The sequence below is a fragment of the Streptomyces sp. NBC_00091 genome, from assembly GCF_026343185.1.
Taxonomy (GTDB): domain Bacteria; phylum Actinomycetota; class Actinomycetes; order Streptomycetales; family Streptomycetaceae; genus Streptomyces.
Genome location: NZ_JAPEMA010000001.1, coordinates 5,339,105 through 5,358,254, shown reverse-complemented (window position 1 = coordinate 5,358,254; position 19,150 = coordinate 5,339,105). Strand labels below are relative to the sequence as shown.

Sequence of the window (19,150 nt, the reverse complement as noted above, 5' to 3'; positions counted from 1 at the left end):
CACCCCCGTGTCCGCAACCCCCTTATCCACCAGCGGACTTCTGAACAGCGCGCGGTGGCGGCGGAGCAGCCGCAGCACCGGAATGAACAACTGCGTGGAAGCGGCCGCCCTGACCGGCGGCCTGCTGGCCGTCCGCGACTCCAAGCGGACGGACGGCCCGGCCGTGCTCTTCACCGGGCCGGCCTGGGACGGCTTCCTCGCCTCCGTACGGACGGACGTGCACGTGTGACGTGACGCCCAGCCTAGAGGTCCGTGGCTCCGGCCGGAGCGGTCCGCAGGACCGTACCGACGGCCCGGCTGATCTCGTCCCCCGTGAGATCGGCCCGAGCGGTCAGCCGCAGCCTGGAGATGCCGTCCGGCACCGACGGCGGACGGAAGCACCCCACGGACAGACCTGCCTCGCGGCAGTCGGCGGCCCAGCGCAGTGCCGCCGGAGCCGACGGGGCCCGTACCGACACCACGGCCGCGTCCGGCCGGGCCGCGGTCAGGCCGGACGCGGTGAGCCGCCCGTACAGTTCGGCGGCCACCTCCCGGACCCGGTGCGCGCGCTCCGGCTCCCGCTGGAGCAGGCGCAGGCTCGCCAGCGCGGCCCCCGCGGCGGCCGGGGCGAGCCCGGTGTCGAAGATGAAGGCGCGGGCGGTGTTGACCAGGTGCCGGATCACCTTGGCCGGCCCCAGCACCGCGCCGCCCTGGCTGCCCAGGGACTTCGAGAGGGTCAGCGTCGCGACCACCCCGGGCGCGCCCGCAAGCCCGGCGGCGTGCAGCGCGCCCCGGCCGCCCTCCCCCAGCACCCCGAGCCCGTGCGCGTCGTCCACGACGAGGGCGGCGCCCGCGGCCCGGCAGGCGGCGTGGTAGGCGGCGAGCGGGGCGGCGTCCCCGTCGACCGAGAACACCGAGTCGCTCACCAGCAGGGCGCGGCCCCCGTGGGCGGCCAGGGTCTTGCGGACCGGCTCCGGGTCGCTGTGCGGGGTGACCGCCACCTCGGCCCGCGAGAGCCGGCAGCCGTCGACGATCGAGGCGTGGTTCCCGGCGTCGGAGACGACGAGCGTGCCCCGGCCGCTGAGCGCGGTCACTGCGGCGAGGTTCGCGGCATATCCGGACGAAAGGACCAGGGCGGCCTCGAAGCCGGCGAAGGCGGCCAGCTCCCGCTCCAGTTCGGCGTGCAGCTCGGTGGTGCCCGTGACCAGCCGCGACCCGGTGGCCCCGCCACCCCAGCGCCCGGCCGCCTCACAGGCCCCGCGCACGGTCTCGGGATGCCGGGACAGGCCCAGGTAGTCGTTGCTCGCCAGGTCCAGCAGGGGCGAGGAGGCGGGCCTCGGGCGCAGGGTCCGTACCAGCCCCGCCTGCTCGCGGACGCGCTCCGCGTCGTCGATCCAGGCGAAGACGTCCTCGGGTTCCGGCGTGTGCTGGGTCATCGGCGTCCTCGGGTCGTGTCTCGCATCGTGGCTCGCGTTTTGTCGGCAGTCGACAGATCTGCTCGACCCTAGCCGCCGTGACCCGAGGGGCTGGTGTGGCGATCCACACACTCCCTTCAGGCCATGTTGTCCGATCTCTCCTTGGCCGGGAGTGGTCGCGTGGGACAGGATCGGGCGCATGGACCTGCTGAACACCCTGGTGGAAAAGGGACTGCGGCGCGAGCTGCCGACCCGCGAAGAGGCGCTCGCCGTACTGGCGACCTCCGACGACGAACTGCTCGACGTGGTGGCCGCGGCCGGCAAGGTGCGCCGCCAGTGGTTCGGGCGCCGCGTCAAGCTGAACTACCTGGTCAACCTGAAGTCGGGGCTCTGCCCCGAGGACTGCTCGTACTGCTCCCAGCGCCTGGGGTCGAAGGCCGAGATCCTCAAGTACACCTGGCTGAAGCCGGAGGAGGCCTCCCAGGCCGCCGCGGCCGGCGTCGCCGGCGGCGCCAAGCGGGTCTGTCTCGTGGCGAGCGGACGCGGTCCCACCGACCGGGACGTGGCCCGCGTCGGCGAGACGATCGCCGCCATCAAGGAGCAGAACGAGGGCGTCGAGGTCTGCGCCTGTCTGGGCTTGCTCGCCGACGGCCAGGCCGAGAAGCTCCGCGACGCGGGTGCGGATGCCTACAACCACAACCTCAACACCTCCGAGTCCACGTACGGGCAGATCACCAAGACGCACACGTACGCGGACCGCGTCGACACGGTACAGAAGGCGCACGCGGCGGGTCTGTCCGCCTGCTCCGGCCTGATCGCCGGCATGGGCGAGAGCGACGAGGACCTGGTCGACGTCGTCTACTCGCTGCGCGAGCTGGACTCGGACTCGGTGCCCGTCAACTTCCTGATCCCCTTCGAGGGCACCCCCCTCGCCAAGGAGTGGAACCTCACCCCGCAGCGCTGCCTGCGGATCCTGGCGATGGTCCGTTTCGTCTGCCCCGACGTGGAGGTCCGGATCGCCGGCGGCCGCGAGGTGCACCTGCGCTCGATGCAGCCGCTCGCCCTGCACGTGGCCAACTCCATCTTCCTCGGCGACTACCTCACCAGTGAGGGCCAGGCGGGCCAGGCCGACCTCGACATGATCGCGGACGCCGGTTTCGAGGTGGAGGGCGCCGGTACGACCACCCTTCCCGCGCACCGGGCCGACGCCGCGGCCGCCGCCCGCGCGGGCGGCATGTGCGGATCCGCGCCGGAGGCCGGGGCCGCCGGCTGCGGCTCGGCCTGCGGTGGCTGCTCCGGGCACGCCGAGGAGACCCCGGTGCCCGCACCCGCCCAGGCCGAGGCCGGCGAGGTGCGTCCGGACCTGGTGGCGGTACGCCGTCGCGGCGCGGGGACGGACATCGCCCCCAATGCGTGACCCGTTCCCCCTGCACGACCCGCTCGACCCCGCGTCGGACACGGCCGGCCTGCTCGCCCTCGACCGGCAGCACGTCTGGCACCCGTACGGACCGATGCCCGGGCGGCAGGAGACCCTCGTGGTCTCCTCCGCCTCGGGGGTCCGGCTGCGGCTCGCCGCCCCCGCCCAGGGGCGCGAGGAGCTCGTCGACGGCATGTCCTCCTGGTGGTCGGCGATCCACGGCTACAACCACCCGGCGCTGAACGAGGCCGCGACGGCCCAGCTGGGCAGGATGTCGCACGTGATGTTCGGCGGGCTCACCCACGAGCCCGCCGTCCGGCTGGCCGCCCGGCTGGTCGAGATCACCCCGCCGGGGCTGGAGCACGTCTTCCTCGCCGACTCGGGCTCCGTGTCCGTCGAAGTCGCCGTCAAGATGTGCCTCCAGTACTGGCGTTCGCTGGGCCGCACCGGCAAGACCCGGCTGCTGACCTGGCGCGGCGGCTACCACGGCGACACCTGGCAGCCGATGGCCGTGTGCGACCCCGACGGCGGCATGCACGAGCTGTGGCAGGGCCACCTGCCCCGGCAGGTCTTCGCCGACGCGCCGCCCGGGGACTTCGACACGCCCGTGGACCCGGCGTACACCGCCCACCTGCGCTCCCTGATCGCCGCGCACGCGGACGAACTGGCCGCGGTGATCGTGGAGCCGGTGGTGCAGGGCGCGGGCGGCATGCGCTTCCACAACCCCGGCTACCTGCGGGTGCTGCGCGAACTGTGCGACGAGTACGGGGTACTGCTGATCCTCGACGAGATCGCCACCGGCTTCGGCCGGACCGGCGCGCTCTTCGCCGCCGACCACGCGGGCATCACCCCGGACGTGATGTGCCTGGGCAAGTCGCTGACCGGCGGCTACCTCACGCTCGCGGCCACCCTGTGCACCGAGCGGGTCGCCGACGGGATCTCCCGGGGCGAGGTCCCGGTGCTCGCGCACGGGCCCACCTTCATGGGCAACCCCCTCGCCACGGCCGTGGCGCTGGCCTCCGTCGACCTGCTGCTCGGCCAGGACTGGGCGGGCGAGGTCAAGCGGATCGAGGCCGGCCTGCGCGAGGGCCTCGCGGCGGCCGCCGGGCTGCCCGGGGTCCGGGACGTACGGGTGCTGGGCGCCATCGGGGTGATCCAGCTGGACCACCCGGTCGACGTGTGGGCGGCCACCCGGGCATCGGTCCGGGAGGGCGTCTGGCTGCGCCCGTTCCGCGACCTGATCTACACGATGCCCCCGTTCGTCACCGGCGACGCCGATGTGGCCCGGATCTGCCGCGCGGCCGTCGCGGCGGCGCAGGAAGGCTGAGATGTCCGTACTCGTCGTGTCGGGCACCGGCACGGAAATCGGCAAGACGGTGGTCACCTCGGCGATCGCGGCGGCCGCCGTGGCCGCCGGCCGCTCCGTGGCCGTGCTCAAGCCCGCCCAGACCGGGGTCGGCCCGGACGAGCCCGGGGACGCGGCCGAGGCCGTACGCCTCGCCGGCCCGGCCGTGACCCCGCTGGAACTGGCCCGCTACCCCGAACCCCTGGCCCCGGACACCGCCGCGCGGCGCTCCGGGCGGCCGGCGGTGACCCCGGAGCGGATCGCGGAGGCGGCCGCACGGCTGGCCGCCGAGCACGACCTGGTGCTCGTGGAGGGCGCGGGCGGGCTGCTCGTACGGTTCGACGAGGACGGGCGCACCCTGGCGGACGCGGCGCGCCTGCTGGCGGCTCCGGTCCTGGTGGTGGCGCCGCCGGGGCTCGGCACCCTGAACTCCACGACCCTGACCGCGGAGGCCCTGGCGGCCCGGGCGATCCGTGCGCTCGGGGTGGTCGTCGGCAGCTGGCCCGCCGCGCCCGACCTGGCCTCCCGCTGCAACCTGGCCGACCTCCCGAAGTCTTCCGGGCTCCCGCTGCTGGGGGCCGTGCCGGAGGGCGCCGGGGGGCTGGAGCCCGGCGCGTTCCGCGCGGCCGCCCCGGGCTGGCTGGCGGCGCCGCTGGACGGCACCTGGTCGGCGGAGTCCTTCCTGGCCGAGTGGCCCGCCTGACGCGGGGGTGAGGGGCGGGGGCTGAGGAGCGGGGGGCGGGGGTCAGTGGCCCCCGGCCGGCTCCTTGCAGCCGCCCTCCACGTACACCCCGTGCGCCTCGATCCGGGCGGGGGCGCCGGGCCGTCCCGAGACGCAGGGGCCGGTACCGGGGATCAGCAGCGCGAAGCCGGGTCCGCCGGCGCCGCCCGCCTCGTACACCTCACCGCTGCCGGCCGGGTAGCCGAGCCCGCGCAGCAGCCCGGCCAGCTGGGCGGAGTCCGTCACGGCCGCCGCGACGAGCGCCGACCTGATCCGCGCGGCGTGGGCCTCACCCCGGCACCGCGCCTGGGGGCTCAGTTCCGTCTGCTGCCTGTACGCGTGGTTCTCCGCGTACTTGCGTGCCTCAGGGTCCTGCGGGGCCGCGTCGGTCCCCGCCTTCGTGGGGGCGGCCGTGGCCCCGGCGCAGCGCGCGGCCACCTCCGCGAGGAAGGCGGCGTTGGGGTCGGCGGCGGGCGCGGACGCGGAGGCCCGGGGGGCCGGTTCGGGGGCGGAGCCGCAGCCGGTCAGCAGGACCGCCGCGGCGGCGATCAGGGCGGCTGCCGCACCTCGGGCGGGGGCCTTACGGGATGTCACAGCTGTCCACTCTCCTGGTCCGGGCCGGCCCGACTGCGGTGTACCGGGGTGCCGATTATCGCTGCCGCCGCGCGTGAGGGACCGGTTTCGGGGAAGGCCCCGGTGGGGAACAGCCCCGAAGGGCACGCGCAGCCGTGTCGTCCGTCCGCCGCCGATCCGCGCCCGGAGGCCCGCCATGCCCACACCTGCCCCCGACCCGGTGCACCACCCGTACTTCGCCCGGTTCTACGCCCGCGCGAGCACCGCAGCCGAGACCCGCGCCGGGATGAGCGCTCTGCGCCGCGAACTCCTTCAGGGCGTGTCCGGCCGGGTCATCGAGATCGGTGCGGGCAACGGCCTGAACTTCGCGCACTACCCGCGAGCCGTCTCCGAGGTCGTCGCCATCGAGCCGGAGCGCACCCTGCGCCGGCTCGCCGCCGCGGCCGCGCTGCGCGCCGAGGTTCCGGTGGACCTCGTACCGGGTGTCGCCGAGGCGCTCCCGGTCAAGAGCGAGGCCTTCGACGTCGGCGTCGCCTCGCTGGTGCTGTGCACCGTACGCAACCTCCCGCGCGCCCTCGCCGAACTGCACCGGGTGCTCCGCCCGGGCGCCGAGCTGCGGTTCCTGGAGCACGGGCTCGCTCCCGGGCCGGGCATGGCCGCCGTCCAGCGGGCGCTGGACCGGACGCTGTGGCCCCGCCTGTTCGGCGGCTGCCACACCGCCCGTGACCCGCTCGCCGCGATGGAGGCGGCCGGCTTCCGGATCGTCTCGCACCGCTCCTTCCGCCTGCCCGAGCGCGGCCCGGCACTGCCCACCTCGTACTGCGTCATCGGCTCGGCCCGCCGCTCCGACGACTAGGCCGTCTCCGTCGGATCAGGCCGTACGACCCGGCCAGCCTCGTCGCCATCCGCCGCGCCCGGCCCCGGTCACTTCTGGGCGTGCTGGCCCAGGTAGAAGAGCAGGTACACGAACCCGGCGAACACGTGCGTGCCGAAGATGTAGAAGAACGCGCGCAGCGCGACGCCCTTCTCCTTCCACTTCTCCCGATCCGCCCGATCCACCCGGGCCGCCGTGTCGGACGTGTCGGACGTGGCAGACGTGTCGTCACTCATGGCCGAGAGCTCCACATCAGGAAACTGGTGAATTGCATAACTCTGCAAGTTTAGCCCCCTCCCCGCTCGCCCACCCCAGAGGTCGCTCGCCCAAAAGAACGAGCCACCCCCTTTGCCTTTCCTTTACCCTGTGGGAGACCGTCCCCTCCCGATCGAAGACGAAAGGTGTGAGCGTCCGCCCATGGGCGAGCCTCCCAGTACCCGACACCCCCGTACGCGACGTCGCGCGGCCCCCCTCCTCCTGTCCGACCATGGGACGGAGGTGAACGACCGATGACCGAGGTACGCCTGCTCGTCGTGGCGCTGCTGCTCTGCCTTGCCTGTGGTGTCTTCGTCGCGGCCGAGTTCTCGCTGACCACCGTCGAGCGCAGCGAGCTCGAACGGGCCGCCGAGCGGGGCGAGCGCGGAGCCGACAGCGCCCTGGCCGCCGTCCGCAGCCTCACCTTCCAGCTCTCCGGCGCCCAGCTCGGCATCACCGTGACCGGCCTGGTCATCGGCATGATCTCCAAGCCCTCGATCGCCGCCCTGCTCACGGACCCGTTCGAGGCCATGGGCCTGTCGGCCGGCGCCGCGTCCTCGACCGCCCTGGTCCTCGGCACCGTCCTGTCGACGGTCGTCCTGATGGTGGTCGGCGAGCTGGTCCCCAAGAACTGGGCGATCTCCTCGCCGCTGGCGATCGCCAAGCGCGTGGCCACCATGCAGCGGGTCTTCTCCCGCGCGTTCAAGCCGCTGATCAGCCACCTGAACACCACCGCCAACCACATGGTCCGGCGGTTCGGCATGGAGCCCGCCGAGGAGCTGGCCTCCGCCCGCAGCCCCCAGGAGCTGGTGGCCCTGGCCCGGCACTCCGCCAAGGCGGGCGCGCTGGAGAAGGACACCGCCGAGCTGTTCGTGCGGACCCTGAACCTCGCCGACCTGACCGCGGAGAACGTGATGACCCCGCGCGTCCAGGTCACGGCCCTCGACGTGCAGACGACCGCCGAGGACGTGGCCAACGCGACCATGGCCACCGGGCTGTCGCGCTTCCCCGTCTACCGGGGCAGCCTCGACACCGTCGTCGGCACGGTCCACATCAAGGACGTCCTGGCCCTGCCCGCCGAGGAGCGCCACCGCCATCCGGTGTCGCAGCTGCTGCGCGAGCCCCTCCTCGTACCGGAATCACTGACCGTGGACCGGCTGCTGGACCAGCTGTCGGGCCGGCAGACGATGGCCGTGGTCATCGACGAGTACGGCGGCACGGCCGGAGTGGCCACGCTCGAGGACATCGTCGAGGAGGTCGTCGGCGAGGTGCGCGACGAGCACGACCCGCACGAGACCTCCGACCTGGCCCCGGCCGGCACGGACGAGTCCGGACGGGCCCTGTACTCCGCCGACGGCGCCGCGCGCACCGATCAGCTCCGGCGGATCGGGCTGCGGGTGCCCGACGGCCCGTACGAGACCCTGGCCGGGCTGATAGCGACCGAACTGGGCCGGATCCCGGCCGTCGGCGACCGCCTGGAGCTGGACGGCTGGCACCTGGACGTGGTCGACGCCAGTGGGCGCCGGGCCGCCCGTGTGCTGCTGCACAAGCCGGCCGGGTCCGCCGGTGACGAGGGCGGGGAGGGGACCCGATGACCGTGATCCAGCTTCTGATCGGCCTGGCGACCCTGGTCGTGAACGCCTTCTTCGTCGGCGCGGAGTTCGCGCTGATCTCGGTCCGGCGCAGCCAGATCGAACCGTACGCCGAGCAGGGCGACCGGCGGGCCCGCTCGGTGCTGTGGGGCCTGGAGCACGTATCGGCCCTGATGGCGGCGGCCCAGCTGGGCATCACCCTGTGCACCCTGGTGCTGGGCGTGGTGGCCGAGCCGGCCATCGCGCACCTGCTGACCCCGCTGCTCGACGCCGTCGGGGTGCCGTCCGGGGTGACGCACGCGATCTCCTTCGTGGTGGCGCTGGCGCTGGCCACGTACCTGCACATGCTGTTCGGCGAGATGGTGCCGAAGAACGTGGCGCTGTCCGAGCCGGTGCGCACCGCCCTGCTGCTGGGGCCGCCGCTGGTGGCCCTGACCCGGGCGCTGAAGCCGGTGATCTTCGCGATCAACGCCTTCGCCAACGCCCTGCTGCGGCTGCTGCGGGTGGATGTGAAGAGCGAGGTCTCGGCGACGTTCTCGGACGACGAGCTGGCCCGGATCGTCAAGGACTCCAGCGACGCCGGGCTCATCGACGACCGGGCGAGCGAGCGGCTGCACGACGCCCTCGAGCTGGGCCGCCGCCCCGTCGCCGATGTGGTGCTGCCCGCACACCGGGTGGTCACGGCCCGGCAGGGCATCACCGCGGCCGGTCTGGAGGCGCTGTCCGCCGAGTCGGGGTACTCCCGCTTCCCGGTGGTCGACGGGGAGCAGCGGATCCTGGGCTACCTGCACGTCAAGGACGCCCTGGACGTGGTGGAACGGGAGGAACCGTTCCCGCAGTCCGCGCTGCGCCCGATCGCGCAGGTGACGGCGGAGACCCCGCTGGACGACGTACTGACCGCCATGCGGCGCAGCCGGACGCATCTGGCGGCGGTCCTGGGGGCGGACGGGGCGATGGCCGGTCTGGTGACGATGGAGGACGTGCTGCGCGAGCTGTTCGGCCGGCCCGCCTCCGCCTAGGAAGACCCCCTGGGAAGCACGCTGTACCGCGCGGTAACATCTCTGCGCCATGGAGATGAATGCCTCGTACAACAGTTTCGTCGCGGTTGGCGACTCCTTCACCGAGGGGATGTCGGACCTGCTGCCGGACGGCTCCTACCGGGGCTGGGCCGACCTGCTGGCCGCCCGGCTCGCCGCGCGCGAGCCGGGCTTCCGCTACGCGAACCTGGCGGTGCGCGGGAAGCTGATCGGGCAGATCGCCGAGGACCAGGCCCCGGCCGCCGCCGCGATGGGCGCGGACGTGGTCGCCCTGGTGGGCGGGCTCAATGACACCCTGCGCCCCAAGGTGGACATGGGGCGGGTCCGGGGCCATCTGGAGAGCGCCGTGGAACTCCTGGCCCCTTCCTGCAAGCACCTGGTGCTGATGCGCTCGCCCGGCCGCAACGGCCCGGTGATGGAACGCTTCCGGCCGCGCATGGAGGAGCTCTTCGGCATCCTCGAAGAGCTCGCCGCACGGCACGGGGCGCTGCTGGTGGACCTGTACGGGGCTCCCGTGCTCGGGGATCCGCGCCTGTGGGACGTGGACCGGCTGCACCTGACGGCGGAGGGGCACCGCCGGGTGGCCGAGGCCGTCTGGCAGACTCTGGGGCTGCCGGCCGAGGAGGACTGGCGGGCCGCCCTGCCGCCCGCGGCGCCCCCGGGCTGGCCCGCGCGCCGGGCCGAGGACCTGCGGTTCGCCCGGCGGCACCTGCTCCCCTGGATCGGCCGCCGGCTGACGGGCCGCTCCTCCGGGGACGGCCGCCCCGCCAAGCGGCCGGAGCTGCTGCCGCACGGGACGGCGCCGCTCTCGTAGCAAGGCACAATCCCAGGGGCCGCCCCTACCTGCGTAAACGCACAGCGGTGGCCCAAGTAGAATCCCTACACGTGACAGCCAAGCCCCGCATCCCCAATGTCCTGGCCGGCCGCTACGCCTCCGCGGAGCTCGCCGTCCTGTGGTCCCCCGAGTACAAGGTCACGCTGGAGCGGCGGCTGTGGCTCGCCGTGCTGCGCGCCCAGAAGGACCTCGGCATCGAGGTCCCCGACGCCGCCCTCGCCGACTACGAGCGCGTCCTGGAGACGGTCGACCTCGCCTCCATCGCCGAGCGCGAGAAGGTCACCCGGCACGACGTGAAGGCCCGCATCGAGGAGTTCAACGCCCTCGCCGGGCACGAGCACGTGCACAAGGGCATGACCTCCCGCGACCTCACCGAGAACGTCGAGCAGCTGCAGATCCGGCTCTCGCTGGAGCTGGCCCGCGACCGCACGGTCGCCGTCCTCGCCCGCCTCGGCAAGCTGGCCGGCGAGCACGCCGAGCTGGTCATGGCCGGCCGCTCCCACAACGTCGCCGCGCAGGCGACCACCCTGGGCAAGCGCTTCGCGACCGCCGCCGACGAGCTGCTGGTCGCCTACGACCGCCTGGAGAACCTCCTCGAGCGCTACCCTCTGCGCGGGATCAAGGGCCCGGTCGGCACCGCCCAGGACATGCTCGACCTGCTGGGCGGCGACGCCGCCAAGCTGGCCGACCTGGAGCAGCGGATCGCCTCCCACCTCGGCTTCGCCCAGGCCTTCACCTCGGTCGGCCAGGTCTACCCGCGCTCGCTCGACTACGACGTGGTCACCGCCCTGGTGCAGCTGGCCGCCGCCCCCTCCTCGATCGCGAAGACGATCCGCCTGATGGCCGGCCACGAGCTGGTCACCGAGGGCTTCAAGCCCGGCCAGGTCGGTTCCTCCGCGATGCCGCACAAGATGAACACCCGCTCCTGCGAGCGTGTGAACGGCCTGATGGTCATCCTGCGCGGCTACGCCTCGATGACGGGCGAGCTGGCCGGCGACCAGTGGAACGAGGGCGACGTCTCCTGCTCCGTCGTCCGCCGGGTGGCCCTGCCCGACGCGTTCTTCGCCTTCGACGGCCTGCTGGAGACCTTCCTGACGGTCCTCGACGAGTTCGGCGCCTTCCCGGCCGTCGTGGCCCGCGAGCTGGACCGCTACCTGCCCTTCCTCGCCACCACCAAGGTGCTGATGGGCGCGGTACGGGCCGGTGTGGGCCGCGAGGCCGCGCACGAGGTCATCAAGGAGCACGCGGTCGCCTCCGCGCTGGCCATGCGCGAGCAGGGCGCCGAGCGCAACGAGCTGCTGGACAAGCTGGCGGCCGACGAGCGGATGCCGCTGGACCGTGCGCAGCTGGACGCCCTCATGGCCGACAAGCTCTCCTTCACGGGCGCCGCGGGTGACCAGGTCGCCGCCGTGGTCTCCCGTATCGAGGCCATCGCCAAGGAGCACCCGGAGGCCGCCGGTTACGCCCCGGGGTCGATCCTCTGACCCCGGACACCCCCTAGCTCGAAGCCGCCCGCGGCCGCGTCCTCCGGGACGTGGTCGCGGGCGGTCTGCGTGTGCTCTTCTGCGGCATCAATCGGGGTCTCCTCGCCGCCACGACGGACCACCACTTCGCCCGCCCCGGCAGCTACCGCTGGCAGGTGCCCCCACCGGCCGGTCCCGCATCTGTCGGGCTTCACTCCCCGCCGGCTGGCCCCCCACGCAGCTCCCGTGCCGGTGGCAGTAGTGACGAGAGTGATCAGCCACACGGGCACGCGCTGAACAGTCACGTGCAGTCCGCCACAGCGGAGTTCGAGCGCCGGTGGTGACATGATGCTGTCTGGTCTGCGACTCATGGTTGCGTCCTCATTCCGGGCTGCGTCGAACTTGTTCGGCATGTCCTCTGGCTCCCGTCGCGCGCCGTTGCATGACGTAGGTGAAGGAAAGGAGGAGACGACAACGCCTGCCGAAGGCAGCTATGCCGGGATGAGAGATCGCCAAGACGTTATCGGCCATTCGGGGTGGTCGAACCCGGCGACGCGCCGGATGTGTCCGCTGAGATGGAGGCTTCTATGCCCCTCCGTACTTACGCGCCGATCACGGCGTCGGCCGATCGCGCACCTGCGGGTGAACCACCACATGGATGCGCCACAGTGCGAAGACTCTCGGCCATGCTCGGCACCTGGGTGACCGCTAGGGCCTGTCCGGCGGATCAGGGACGGACCGGGAGGCGGTGGGCCGGGGATGAGCCGTCGGCGGGTATGGAGCCGCGCGTCGCCAGGACCTCGCCTGTGTCGGCGAACTCCCAGTGGGTCGCGTGCTTCCTGTCCTTGAACGGCCATTCGACGCGGACGACAGGGCGGCTCAACAGGCTCTCGAACCAGCCGGCGCACCGTTCCGCGAGCTCCTCGACCGTGCCGGAGGCCCGGAAGAAGCCATGCTCGGGCGACTCGTGAAGGTTGAAGAGCTGGTCGCAGACCTTCCCGGCCAGCACGTGTGTGCCGTAAAAGTGCACGGCCCACTCGGCGAGCACCAGTCGGCGCGCCTCATCGAGAAGGCTGATATGGACGAGGAACGACGACTCGTCTTCGGGCCGTCCGACCTGGCTGGGAGCCCGCGGCACCCGCCAATCAGCGGCCCGGGCTCGCAGGGCTGCCAGGAAGGCGAGTTCGGCCTCGCCGAAGTCCCAGGGCTCCTCGCCGTACTCCTCCGGGTCCTCGACCTCGAACCAGCTATTGACGTCCACGGGGTGACTCTAGAACCACCATGTGTCTCGTGTATCGCCGGCGGAGCCATAGGCGGATTGCTGCGGTGCTGACGGTGCCGTGGAAGACGTAAGCCCGCTTGTCGTAGCGGGTGGCGACGGCTCGGGAGTTCTTGAGCCGATTGATAGTGCTCTCGACCTCGTTGCGGCGTTTGTAGATCTCGCTGTCGAAGCCGGTGGGCCGGCCGCCCTTGCTGCCGCGCCGTTCGCGGTTGGCCCGCTGGTCCTTCGGTTCGGGGATGGTGTGCTTGATCTGGCGTCTTCGCAGGTAGCGGCGGTTGCGGCGTGAGCTGTATGCCTTGTCGCCGCCGAGGTGGTCCGGCCGCGTGCGTGGCCGTCCGCCCTGCGGACGGGGAACGCGGATGCCTTCGAGGACCTCGATCATCTGCGGTGCGTCGCCCCACTGTCCGGGCGTGAGAAGGAAGGCCATCGGCCGGCATCCACCCTCACCGGCGAGGTGGATCTTGCAGGTCAGACCGCCCCGGGACCGTCCGAGTCCTTCGTCAGGGCGGTGGTGCCGGGGCGTTGTCCTTTTTTCGGGACGCGCGGCTTCTTCTTCCGGGCCCCGGCCGCGTGCTGGTGGGCACGGCAGGACGTCGAGTCGACGCTGATCATGCTCCAGTCGATTCGGCCCGCGAGGTCGGCGCCAGCCTGGACCGCACGCAGGATCCGGTCCCACGCGCCGTCCGCCGACCCAGCGCCGGTGCCGTTCATAGACGGTCTTCCAGCTGCCGAAACGCTCGGGCAAATCCCGCCACGGTATGCCCGTCCGGCCCCGGAACAAGATCCCGTTGATCACCTTGCGGTGACCGTTCCACCGCCCGCCGCGCTGTCCCGACGCCGGCAGGTGCGGCTCCAGCCGGACCCACTCGGCATTCGTCAGATCACCCCGCCCCATGCCGGGCACAACGAGCACACAGCCCGACAGTCACATGATCCGCCGGACACTGCCTAGTAGTGCTTTGTTAGCTGGTCTTGTCACGTGGAGTGTGCGGTAGTTCGCTGGCTGTATGAGGGCTGGGGAGCTTGCCGCTGTGCGGGGCCAGTTGGAGGAGTTCGCGTCCGAGGTGTTCGCGCCGTTGGTGCGGCGGGATCAGCGTGGGAAGGGCGCCCTGTATCTGAGGGGGCTGCTGCTGGAGGGCCGGCGCAAGTCGATGCAGCCGATGGCTGAACGGCTCGGTATCGATCACCAACAGCTGCAGCAGTTCATGACGTCCTCGACCTGGCCGGTCGGCGACGTGCGGGCCCGGCTGGCGTGGCGGGCGGTGGCCGCGGTGCGGCCCGAGGTGTGGGTCGTGGACGACACCGGCTTCCCCAAAGTCGGCCGTTCCTCGCCCGGGGTGGCCCGGTAGTACTCCGGCACCCTGGGCAAGGTCGGCAACTGCCAGATCGGGGTCAGCGTCCACGCCGCCTCCGACACCGCCTCATGCCCGCTGGCCTGGCGGCTGTTCCTGCCCGAGTCGTGGGACGGACCCGAGGCGGCCGGCCGGCGGGAGGCCTGCCGGATTCCCGCGGACGAGCGTCACCACCCGAAGTGGCAGCTCGCGCTGGACATGCTCGACGAACTCGCCGGCATCGGTTTGCGGCCCGCGGTGCTGGTCGCGGACACCGGCTGCGGAGCGAACGCGGACTTCCGCCACGGCCTGGAGGACCGCCGCCTTGCCTACGCGCTCCAGGCGAAAGCCAAGATGACCGCCTATCCCGAAGACGCCGAACCGGTTACGCCTGTCTATGGCGGCCTCGGCCCGCGCCCGAAACCGCGCTACCGGACCCGGCCGGTATCCCTGCGGGATCACGTGATGGCCGCCCGACGCACCAGCGGGAGGGCCGTGACCTGGCGCAAGGGCTCCAAAGCCGCGATGAGCTCCCACTTCGTGCTCCTGCGGGTCCGGCTCGCCGGCCGTCGCCCCAAACCCGCCGCCGACGGCACGATCCCGCTCAGCTGGCTGATAGCGCAGTGGCCCGAAGGCCACGACGAGCCGGTGAAGTACTGGATTTCGAACCTGCCCGCCGACATCCCGGCGAAGGACCTGGTCCGCCTGGCGAAGTCACGCTGGCGGATCGAGCACGACTACCGCGAGCTGAAGACCGTCCTGGGCCTGGATCACTTCGAGGGCCGCTCGTTCACCGGCTGGCACCGCCACGTCACCCTCGTCACCGCCGCCCACCTGTTCCTCACCGAACAGCGGGCCTGCCCAAAAGCCCCTGCCAGGGTCTGACCCTCTACCAGGCCCTGGACCTCCTCCAACACCTACTCGCCACCTGGACCGGCGCCTGCCCAACCTGCCCAACCTGCCGACAACCCACCTGGCAGCCCTACGACACCACCTAACAAAGCACTACTGGCGGGTTGTCCACCATGTTGCAGCCGCACCGCCCGCTGTGGTGATGAGCCCGATGAGCCATGCGGGGACGCGCTGAACGGTCAAGTGCAGCCCGCCACAGCGCAGTTCGAACGCGGGACGGCTCGCGGTCTCTGGATTCATGACCCAAGTGAACCACCCCCTACCCGGGGGACGTCATGAGCTGTATGTGTACAAATCGAGGCTTGTCAATTTGACACTCTGGATAAAGCCACGCCTCGTCTTGTCGTTCTCGCCAGCTATCGCCCGGGTGGAAGTGCGTCCCCAAGTCACTGCCGTGCCGTGTACCCGATGGCAAGTCGACGCATGAGCCGTTTTTTGGAGGGTCAGGGGGACGTACACGGGCATCCCACCGGACCGGAGTTCGAGCGCTGAGCTCGGGGAACCGGGCCCCCGCATCGTTTGTCCCGTCGCCGATGACCACTTCACCTCCCTAGTCCGCGCCCCGTCTGGGAGGTGCCCCATGCCCCGACGACCCCGCCCCCGTGTTCTGCACCCGGGCGGCGCGGGTCAGGCAAGATCCGGAAGAGACGGCTTGAGCCCCGCCGCCGGCTATGGCGGGTCGACCACGGTGACCGCTGCCATCAGCACGTAGGGAAACTCCTTGTCCCACTGGGCCACGCACACCACCAGCCACTGGTCCCCGGCCCGCCACAGGTGCACGTGGTCGGTGGTGTTGCACAGGTGCTCCCACGGCTCCGGTATCTCTTCCCCGTCGAACCCCCGGTCGAGCAGGGAGCCGACGGAGAAGACCTGCGGCTGCCCCCACCGGTCGGTCACGGCCTGGACGAGCGCTCCGTACTCGGCGCTGATCTGCTCGGCCGCCTCCTCCCGGCCCGAACCGTCGTCGTCCCAGAAATCCCGGGTCCGGCTGAGCTCGACGAGGTGGTAACCCGGGCCGCTGTCGTATACGCCGGACACGGTCGGCCCGGGCGGGAATTCCTCCGCCCTGAGCCGGTCGATCGTGTCGAGATGCTCTGCCGTGGTCATACCGTCAGTATTCCGGGGGCCACTGACAACTGGCCCGGTGTCACGCGTCCCGGCGCCGTACGGCCAGCCAGCCCGCGGCCAGGGCCGCGAGGGCCCACAGCCCGGCCACCGCGAGCCCGCTCCAGGGGCCGAGCGCCCCCTCGGCGTGCGTCCGCATCACCATCTGGCCGGCCCGGTCGGGCATGAACTGCCCGGCTCCTCCGGAGACCTGGCCCACCACGAAGGGCACGATCAGCAGGAAGGGTATGAGCAGGCTCAGCACCAGGGTGCCGCTGCGCACCAGCGCGGTCAGGCCGGCTGACAGCAGGGCGATCAGCATCAGGTAGACCCCGCTGCCGAAGACGGCCCGCAGTGTCCCGGGGTCGCCCAGGGCGAGGGCGTAGTCCCCCATGAACGCCTGCCCGGCCACGAAGGTGACCAGCCCGGTGATCTGCCCGACCACGAAGGCGAGTCCGGCCACAGCCACGACCTTGGAGAGATAGAACCGGGTCCGGTTGGGCACGGCGGTGAGCGAGACCCGCAGGGCGCCTCCCCGGAACTCACCGGCGAAGGCGGTGGCACCGAAGGCGATGGCCGCTATCTGGCCGAAGTTGATCCCGAAGAAGGCGCCGAGCAGGCGATCCTCCCCCAGGGCTCCGGGCTCCGACGTCCCGATGGCGGCGGCCGTCAGCACCGTGATCCCGGCGGTGGCCGCGAAGACGGCTATCAGCGATCCGAGGACCGAGCGGGCGGACCGTATCTTGATCCATTCCGAGTGCAGGACGGGGACGGTGGGCAGGGCGGTGGCGGTCACGGCAGTGGCTCCCATTGGGTTCAGGCGGCGGTGGCGGAGAAAGGGGTGCGGTCGGCGGTGAGCTCGAGATAGGCCTGCTCCAGTGAGGCCCGCTCGTCGGAGAGTTCCAGTACGGCGATGCCCTCCTGGGCCGCGAGTGCGCCGACCCGCTCGGCCCGTATGCCCTCGACGGTCCAGCGCCCCTCCTCGGCGGCGACCATCTCCAGACCGTCGCGGGCCAGGGCGGCCCCCAACCGGGCGGGCTCCGAGGTCCGCAGCCGCACCCGGGGCGTGCTGCGTGCGTCGATGAACTCCTCCATCGAGGTGTCGGCGAGCAGCTTGCCCTGCCCGAGGACCACGAGGTGGTCGACGAACGAGGCCGACTCGGCCATCAGGTGGCTGGAGACGAAGACCGTGCGCCCCTCGGCGGCGAGGCCGCGCATCAGCTCGCGGATCCAGATGATCCCCTCCGGGTCGAGGCCGTTGGTCGGCTCGTCCAGCAGCAGGACTCCGGGATCCCCCAGCAGGGCGGCGGCTATGCCCAGGCGTTGGCGCATGCCGAGCGAGAAGGTGCCGGTCCGGCGGCGGGCGACCGCCGCGATGCCGGTCTGCTCCAGGACCGCGTCCACCCGGGCGGGCGGGATGCCGTTGCTGACGGCGAGCGCGAGGAGGTGGTCGCGGGCCCTTCGCCCGGAGTGGGCCGCCTGGGGGTCGAGCAGGGCCCCCACCTGGTGCAGCGGGCTCCGCAGGTCGGTGAACCGGCTCCCGGCGATGGTGGCGGTGCCCGACGTCGGCCGGTCCAGGCCCAGGATCAGGCGCATGGTGGTGGACTTGCCGGCCCCGTTGGGCCCCAGGAATCCGGTGACCCTGCCCGGCAGGACGTCGAAGGAGAGGTGGTCCACGACCCGGTGGGTGCCGTGGTCCTTGGTCAGTTCGCGGATCTCGATGCGGTTCATGGCTCAAGATTCGCCGTCCGGCCCCATCCCCTCCCTCCCCCGTGCGAGGGTGCCGTCTCCCCCACGTGGGGGAGACGGCACCGGCCCGCCCCCTGCCACGATGGGGCCATGATCCGACTTCTCCGTGCCCCGTTCCGGCCGGTGACGTACTCGCGCTGGCTGCACTTGTGCGTCCCACTCCTGCTGCTGGCCCTGTGGATGTTCATCAACCCCCGCTGGCCGTGGATGCCGCTGCTGATCGTCATACCGTTCGGCTTCGTGCCGTGGGTGCGGCTGGCCGAGGGGCTCCAGGCCCAGTTCCTGCTCAGTCCGCAGGACCGGGACAGCGAGGACAACCTCATCAGCACCGCCCCGTCGGCGGGCTGGGCGGACCGGTGGCGGACCCTGGTGTGGCTGGAGATACGGCTGCTCGTGGCCGGGGCCGCCATGTTCGCGACCGTGTGGCTCCCAGTGGTGACCGTCGAGCTGGTCGCGATCGCGCTCGGGCATCCCCTGAACGGCGACCCTGCGGTGCCCTTCGTCCCGGTGCGCTGGGCCGCGGCCCTGCTCGCGCCGGTGCCGCTGGTCCTGCTGATCATCGTCGTGGTCCTGCTCGGCGAGCTGATCACCGCGATCGCCCGGCGGCTGCTGGGGCCGTCGGCCGCCGAGCGGCTGACGGCGTTGGAGGCGCGTACGGAACAGCTGTTGGAGCGGACCCGGATCGCGCGCGAGCTGCACGACTCCATCGGGCACGCCCTGACGGTCGCGGTGGTTCAGGCGGGTGCGGCGCGGGCGGCCGGCAATCCCGAGTTCACCGACCGCGCGCTGAGCGCGATCGAGGAGACGGGCCGGGCCGCGCTGGAGGATCTGGAACGGGTCCTGCTGGTCCTGCGGGAGTCCGCGCAGCCGCCGTCGCAGCGGCCGACCCTGGTCGAGGCGGACCGGCTGCTGGAGTCGGCGCGCGCCTCGGGCGCGGCGGTGGACGCGCAACTGACGGGCCGGCTGGAGAAGTTGCCCGGCCCGGTCACCCGGGAGGGGTACCGGATCCTTCAGGAGGCGCTCACCAATGTGCTGCGCCACTGCGGGCCCGTGCCCATCCGCGTGCGGGTGGAGATGGCCGTGGGCCGGCTGGATCTGGAGGTGACGAACCCTCTGCCGACGCGTCCCGCCGTCACGACGGGTGGCGGGAGCGGGCTGCGCGGGATGCGGGAGCGGGCCGCGCTGCTCGGCGGCGAGGCCGAAACGGGCCCCCACGAAGGGAGTTGGCGGGTGCGCGCGAGGCTTCCGCTGGAGCGAATATCCTGA

General features: G+C 72.3%; 17 protein-coding genes and 3 pseudogenes. 12 read left to right on the top strand and 8 right to left on the bottom strand.

Features of this window, described 5'->3' with window-relative positions:
- Positions 1-7: 7 nt before the first annotated feature.
- Positions 8-229 (top strand): DUF397 domain-containing protein, encoded by a 222-nt coding sequence (locus OOK34_RS24760; RefSeq protein ID WP_267036045.1) that lies wholly within the window; start codon positions 8-10, stop codon positions 227-229.
- Positions 230-242: 13 nt separating this feature from the next.
- Here the strand turns inward: OOK34_RS24760 and OOK34_RS24755 are convergent, their stop codons facing one another.
- A complete protein-coding gene (locus OOK34_RS24755; protein ID WP_267036044.1) occupies positions 243-1,415 on the bottom strand; it encodes an 8-amino-7-oxononanoate synthase in 1,173 nt (390 codons plus the stop codon).
- 178 nt (positions 1,416-1,593) lie between these two features.
- Between OOK34_RS24755 and bioB the strand changes: the two genes are divergently transcribed.
- From bioB to bioD, 3 genes are read left to right on the top strand one after another with little or no spacing between them, the layout of a single operon-like run.
- A complete protein-coding gene (bioB, locus tag OOK34_RS24750) occupies positions 1,594-2,811 on the top strand; it encodes a biotin synthase BioB (protein ID WP_267036043.1) in 1,218 nt (405 codons plus the stop codon).
- Entirely contained in the window at positions 2,804-4,138 is a 1,335-nt protein-coding gene (locus tag OOK34_RS24745; protein ID WP_267036042.1) for an adenosylmethionine--8-amino-7-oxononanoate transaminase, read from the top strand. The genes bioB and OOK34_RS24745 overlap by 8 nt, the downstream gene beginning before the upstream one ends.
- 1 nt (position 4,139) lies before the next feature.
- The gene (bioD, locus tag OOK34_RS24740; protein ID WP_267036041.1) at positions 4,140-4,859 is read left to right on the top strand and encodes a dethiobiotin synthase; all 720 of its coding nucleotides are present in this window, start codon (positions 4,140-4,142) and stop codon (positions 4,857-4,859) included.
- Positions 4,860-4,901: 42 nt separating this feature from the next.
- Here bioD and OOK34_RS24735 read toward each other — a convergent pair whose 3' ends face one another.
- Complete coding sequence (locus OOK34_RS24735) at positions 4,902-5,471, bottom strand: hypothetical protein (protein WP_267036040.1); 570 nt, start codon at positions 5,469-5,471, stop codon at positions 4,902-4,904.
- Between the two features lie 175 nt (positions 5,472-5,646).
- Here OOK34_RS24735 and OOK34_RS24730 point away from each other — a divergent pair, with 175 nt between their 5' ends.
- Positions 5,647-6,306, top strand: coding sequence for a class I SAM-dependent methyltransferase (locus OOK34_RS24730; RefSeq protein ID WP_267036039.1), 660 nt, complete (start codon positions 5,647-5,649; stop codon positions 6,304-6,306).
- Positions 6,307-6,374: 68 nt separating this feature from the next.
- Here OOK34_RS24730 and OOK34_RS24725 read toward each other — a convergent pair whose 3' ends face one another.
- Positions 6,375-6,560: a DUF6126 family protein gene (locus tag OOK34_RS24725; RefSeq protein ID WP_267036038.1), complete on the bottom strand. Its 186-nt coding sequence runs from the start codon at positions 6,558-6,560 to the stop codon at positions 6,375-6,377.
- Between the two features lie 273 nt (positions 6,561-6,833).
- Here OOK34_RS24725 and OOK34_RS24720 point away from each other — a divergent pair, with 273 nt between their 5' ends.
- The 5 genes and pseudogenes from OOK34_RS24720 to OOK34_RS24700 all read left to right on the top strand — a co-directional run.
- Entirely contained in the window at positions 6,834-8,174 is a 1,341-nt protein-coding gene (locus OOK34_RS24720) for a hemolysin family protein (RefSeq protein WP_267036037.1), read from the top strand.
- Positions 8,171-9,190 (top strand): hemolysin family protein, encoded by a 1,020-nt coding sequence (locus OOK34_RS24715; RefSeq protein ID WP_267036036.1) that lies wholly within the window; start codon positions 8,171-8,173, stop codon positions 9,188-9,190. The genes OOK34_RS24720 and OOK34_RS24715 overlap by 4 nt, the downstream gene beginning before the upstream one ends.
- 49 nt (positions 9,191-9,239) lie before the next feature.
- Positions 9,240-10,022, top strand: coding sequence for an SGNH/GDSL hydrolase family protein (locus OOK34_RS24710; RefSeq protein WP_267036035.1), 783 nt, complete (start codon positions 9,240-9,242; stop codon positions 10,020-10,022).
- A 71-nt stretch (positions 10,023-10,093) separates the two neighbouring features.
- On the top strand, positions 10,094-11,527 hold the full coding sequence (gene purB / locus OOK34_RS24705) for an adenylosuccinate lyase (protein WP_267036034.1): 1,434 nt from the start codon (positions 10,094-10,096) through the stop codon (positions 11,525-11,527).
- Between the two features lie 50 nt (positions 11,528-11,577).
- Positions 11,578-11,740, top strand: a pseudogene (locus OOK34_RS24700) (mismatch-specific DNA-glycosylase); the annotation flags it as partial.
- 493 nt (positions 11,741-12,233) lie between these two features.
- Here the strand turns inward: OOK34_RS24700 and OOK34_RS24695 are convergent.
- Positions 12,234-12,767 carry a hypothetical protein gene (locus tag OOK34_RS24695; RefSeq protein WP_267036033.1) on the bottom strand — a complete coding sequence of 178 codons (534 nt, stop codon included), beginning with the start codon at positions 12,765-12,767 and terminating at the stop codon, positions 12,234-12,236.
- A pseudogene (locus OOK34_RS24690) lies at positions 12,754-13,683 on the bottom strand (IS5 family transposase). Before OOK34_RS24690 ends, OOK34_RS24695 begins: the two are co-directional and overlap by 14 nt.
- Before the next feature lie 112 nt (positions 13,684-13,795).
- On the opposite strand from OOK34_RS24690, the pseudogene OOK34_RS24685 reads away from it, so the two are divergent.
- A pseudogene (locus tag OOK34_RS24685) lies at positions 13,796-15,004 on the top strand (IS701 family transposase).
- A 696-nt stretch (positions 15,005-15,700) separates the two neighbouring features.
- Here the strand turns inward: OOK34_RS24685 and OOK34_RS24680 are convergent.
- The 3 genes from OOK34_RS24680 to OOK34_RS24670 are packed head-to-tail and all read right to left on the bottom strand — an operon-like array spanning position 15,701 to position 17,866.
- A complete protein-coding gene (locus OOK34_RS24680; protein ID WP_267036032.1) occupies positions 15,701-16,138 on the bottom strand; it encodes a hypothetical protein in 438 nt (145 codons plus the stop codon).
- A gap of 40 nt (positions 16,139-16,178) precedes the next feature.
- A complete protein-coding gene (locus tag OOK34_RS24675) occupies positions 16,179-16,931 on the bottom strand; it encodes an ABC transporter permease (protein WP_267036031.1) in 753 nt (250 codons plus the stop codon).
- 20 nt (positions 16,932-16,951) lie between these two features.
- Positions 16,952-17,866 carry an ATP-binding cassette domain-containing protein gene (locus OOK34_RS24670; protein ID WP_267036030.1) on the bottom strand — a complete coding sequence of 305 codons (915 nt, stop codon included), beginning with the start codon at positions 17,864-17,866 and terminating at the stop codon, positions 16,952-16,954.
- 108 nt (positions 17,867-17,974) lie between these two features.
- Between OOK34_RS24670 and OOK34_RS24665 the strand changes: the two genes are divergently transcribed.
- A complete protein-coding gene (locus tag OOK34_RS24665) occupies positions 17,975-19,150 on the top strand; it encodes a sensor histidine kinase (RefSeq protein ID WP_267036029.1) in 1,176 nt (391 codons plus the stop codon).

Excerpts from the sequence above, each read along its gene's own strand:
- OOK34_RS24755 (WP_267036044.1), bottom strand. The coding sequence starts at position 1,415 with ATGACCCAGCACACGCCGGAACCCGAGGACGTCTTCGCCTGGATCGAC.
- bioB (WP_267036043.1), top strand. The coding sequence starts at position 1,594 with ATGGACCTGCTGAACACCCTGGTGGAAAAGGGACTGCGGCGCGAGCTG.
- OOK34_RS24745 (WP_267036042.1), top strand. The coding sequence starts at position 2,804 with ATGCGTGACCCGTTCCCCCTGCACGACCCGCTCGACCCCGCGTCGGAC.
- bioD (WP_267036041.1), top strand. The coding sequence starts at position 4,140 with ATGTCCGTACTCGTCGTGTCGGGCACCGGCACGGAAATCGGCAAGACG.
- OOK34_RS24730 (WP_267036039.1), top strand. The coding sequence starts at position 5,647 with ATGCCCACACCTGCCCCCGACCCGGTGCACCACCCGTACTTCGCCCGG.
- OOK34_RS24725 (WP_267036038.1), bottom strand. The coding sequence starts at position 6,560 with ATGAGTGACGACACGTCTGCCACGTCCGACACGTCCGACACGGCGGCC.
- OOK34_RS24720 (WP_267036037.1), top strand. The coding sequence starts at position 6,834 with ATGACCGAGGTACGCCTGCTCGTCGTGGCGCTGCTGCTCTGCCTTGCC.
- OOK34_RS24715 (WP_267036036.1), top strand. The coding sequence starts at position 8,171 with ATGACCGTGATCCAGCTTCTGATCGGCCTGGCGACCCTGGTCGTGAAC.
- OOK34_RS24710 (WP_267036035.1), top strand. The coding sequence starts at position 9,240 with ATGGAGATGAATGCCTCGTACAACAGTTTCGTCGCGGTTGGCGACTCC.
- OOK34_RS24680 (WP_267036032.1), bottom strand. The coding sequence starts at position 16,138 with ATGACCACGGCAGAGCATCTCGACACGATCGACCGGCTCAGGGCGGAG.
- OOK34_RS24670 (WP_267036030.1), bottom strand. The coding sequence starts at position 17,866 with ATGAACCGCATCGAGATCCGCGAACTGACCAAGGACCACGGCACCCAC.
- OOK34_RS24665 (WP_267036029.1), top strand. The coding sequence starts at position 17,975 with ATGATCCGACTTCTCCGTGCCCCGTTCCGGCCGGTGACGTACTCGCGC.